We start from the raw sequence: 3038 nt of genomic DNA on the forward strand, positions 1-3038 counted from the left end.
TAAAGGCACGTGCTACGCAGCGGCCAGAGGTCCTGCTCGATTCTCGCCAACTGCCCGCCTGAGGAGCCTTGTCCGGCTGGTCATGTTGCTGGTAAGGCTACGACCGTGTCCAACACGAGCGTGAGCAACGAGACCAGCAACATGGTCTGCCTGTGGATCGAGCCGTGGGGAACCGATCACTGGATGAACCCTGGCGATGAGTTCACCGTGGTGACCGTGGCAGCGCCGGAGCAGGCGCCGTTCAATGTGGCCGTGCATGACCAAGGTGTCGGCGTACGGACTTTTCTGGCTCTGGCAAGTTTTTCGTAGGCGGAGATCATCTCGGTGGCACGGTCGGCCGGTCCGCAGGTGGGCAGCCTGTGACTGTGCTCTGTTGAACTGGCGAGCTTACTACCGCAGTTGTCCGATGTGCAGGTGGTTTCGGTTGAGGTATCCGATGCCGCGGTGGTGGTCCGTGCCCGCACGAGATCCGGTGAGCCGGCGCGATGCACGGGATGCGGCCGGCTCAGTGAGTGGTGCCACAGCCGCTACGCACGGCGCCTCACCGACGTCACGCTCGCGGGCCGCCCTCTGCTCATCGACCTGTCCGTACGCCGCCTGTACTGCGAGAACATGACCTGCCCGAAGACGACCTTCGCCGAGCAAGTACCGGGTCTGACCGTGCGCTACCAGCGGCGGACACCACGACTGCAGCGCCTGGTCGAGGACATCGGGGTGGTGCTGGCCGGCCGCGGCGGATCCCGGATGCTTCGAATCTTGAATATCAGGCTCTCGCGGGTCGCTGTCTTGTCCCAGCTGATGCGGGTGTCGCTGCCACCACTGGTTACGCCCCGGGTCCTGGGGGTCGACGACTTGGCTCTTCGCGGCGGCACCTACGGCACCCTCCTCGTCGACGCCACCACCCGGCTTCCACTCACCCTCTGGGAAGGACGTGACGGGGAACAGCTCGGCCGCTGGCTCCGTGAACACCCGGGCACCGAGGTCGCCTGCCGCGACGGCTCCCTCATCTACCGGCAGGGCATCACCGCCGGCGCCTCGGAAGCAGTGCAGGTCAGCGACCGCTTTCACCTCTGGCAGGGCCTGTCCCGCCGAGTTCAGGACATCGCCTCCACCCACCGCGGCTGCCTGCCCGCAGCCCTGCCACCGGTCAGCGGGGATGTTCGCCCGCCGGCCGAGGGGAGCATCGAGAACGCCGCAGCGAGCAGCAGGGCCGGGCGCCATGCCCAAAGTCTGTTCGAGGCGGTCCAAGCCCTGACCCGCACCGGCCGGAGCCACAGTTCCGTGGCCCGTGAGCTCGGCCTGGACCGCCGTACCGTCGGCAAGTATGCCCTTGCCCGCACCTGGCAGGAAGTCATGCGCCGACCGCCCCGCAAGCCCTCCACGCTGGACCCCTACCTCGACTACCTGCGACAACGCTGGGACGAAGGACAACACAACGCGAAGATCCTGCACGAAGAACTGCAATCCAAGGGCTACCTCGGTCACTACCAGCGCGTGAAGATGGCCCTCGCACCGCTCCGCCGCGGACTGCCCATCGACGAGCCACGCGAGCGCCCACCCTCACCTCGCGAAGCGGCCCGTTGGATCACCACCCACCCGCACCGCCGCAGCCCGCACATCAACGAGCGCCTGCCCCTGCTCCTCGAACACTGCCCCGAACTCAAGCTCACCCACGACCTGGTCCGCCGCTTCGCCACCATGGTCGACAACCAGGACGCGGCACTCCTGCCGGGCTGGCTGAGTGACCTCGCACAGAGCGGACTCGCTCCTCTCACCGGCCTCGCCGGAGCCCTCCACGAAGACCGACATGCCGTCGCCCAGGGAATCACGACCCCTTACAACTCCGGAGTCAACGAAGGCCGCATCACCGACGTCAAGCTGCAGAAACGGATCATGGCCGGACGTGCCGGCGTCTCTCTTCTCCGCCACCGCGTCGTCCTGATCGCCCACCTTCGCCGACGCTATACGGACGGGCCGACCGTGCCACCGAGATGATCTCCGCCTACGAAAAACTTGCCAGAGCCGCGTTCACGTGTACGCCGACAGCGATCCGCCGCAGCGAGCCTCTCGGGGCGGCGAACGGACCGCTGCAGGCTCTGTTGAACCGGGCCGCCGCCGCGAGCGTCGAGGTCGGCCGCAGGCCGCTGTCGGTCTATGACGAGCTGACCGGCACCCGCCCCTTCACGACCAACGCACCGAAGAGGGAAGCCCGTTGAGCGAGCTGACCAGCGCCCGCATCCGCACCACCGCCGTCAAACTCGGCCTGCCGCATCTGGCCGAGGCTCTGAACCAGTACGTCCAGCGGGCCGGCGAGGCCAAGATGGGCTACCTCGACCTGCTCGACCTGGTGCTCTCCGAGGAACTCGCGGTCCGCGACGACCGGCGCTTCCGCAACGGGCTGCGACTGTCGAAGCTGCCGCATCACAAGGCGCTGGAGGACTACGACTTCTCCTTCCAGCCCGAGCTCGACCCACGCAAGGTCAAGGACCTGGCCACCCTCTCCTTCGTCGAGGACAAGGCCAACGTCGCTCTGCTCGGGCCGCCCGGAGTCGGCAAGACGCATCTCGCTGTCGCCCTGGCCGTCGCGGCCTGCCGGGCCGGCTACTCGATCTACTTCACCAGCCTCGACGACATGGTCCGCCACCTCAAAGCCGCCGAGGACCAGGGCCGACTGATGAGCAAGCTGACCAGCTACCTCCGTCCCGGCGTCCTCGTGGTCGACGAGGTGGGCTACCAGCCGCTGGAGCGGGCGGAGGCCAACCTGGTCTTCCAGGTCATCTCCAGGCGCTACGAGGAAGGCTCCATCATTCTGACCTCGAACAAGACCTTCAGCGAGTGGGGCCAGGTGTTCGGCGACGAGGTGCTGGCCACCGCGATCCTCGACCGTCTCCTGCACCACTGTGAAGTCGTCTCGATCAACGGCAACAGCTACCGGCTCAAGAACCGTCTCCAGGCGATCGAGCGGGACACCGACGTGGCCTAGGCAGTGGTGCACACAACTTCGTACGCGGTGGTGCACTCAAGCGAGTACGCGGACA

3 protein-coding genes and 1 pseudogene are annotated in these 3038 nt (G+C 66.8%); all 4 read left to right on the top strand.

Features of this window, described 5'->3' with window-relative positions; all coding sequences use genetic code 11:
- Nucleotides 1-105: 105 nt before the first annotated feature.
- The 4 genes and pseudogenes from HY68_RS36010 (at nt 106) to istB (ending at nt 2983) form a co-directional block, all read left to right on the top strand.
- Nucleotides 106-309: a hypothetical protein gene (locus tag HY68_RS36010; RefSeq protein ID WP_042000941.1), complete on the top strand. Its 204-nt coding sequence runs from the start codon at nt 106-108 to the stop codon at nt 307-309.
- 138 nt (nt 310-447) lie between these two features.
- On the top strand, nt 448-1995 hold the full coding sequence (locus tag HY68_RS36015) for an ISL3 family transposase (protein ID WP_198533522.1): 1548 nt from the start codon (nt 448-450) through the stop codon (nt 1993-1995).
- A 65-nt stretch (nt 1996-2060) separates the two neighbouring features.
- Nucleotides 2061-2216 (top strand): annotated as a pseudogene (locus HY68_RS36020) (IS21 family transposase); the annotation flags it as partial.
- The gene (gene istB / locus HY68_RS36025; RefSeq protein ID WP_042000041.1) at nt 2213-2983 is read left to right on the top strand and encodes an IS21-like element helper ATPase IstB; all 771 of its coding nucleotides are present in this window, start codon (nt 2213-2215) and stop codon (nt 2981-2983) included. The pseudogene HY68_RS36020 and the gene istB, both read left to right, overlap by 4 nt.
- Nucleotides 2984-3038 lie beyond the last annotated feature (55 nt).

The sequence above is a fragment of the Streptomyces sp. AcH 505 genome, assembly GCF_000818175.1.
GTDB lineage: Bacteria > Actinomycetota > Actinomycetes > Streptomycetales > Streptomycetaceae > Streptomyces.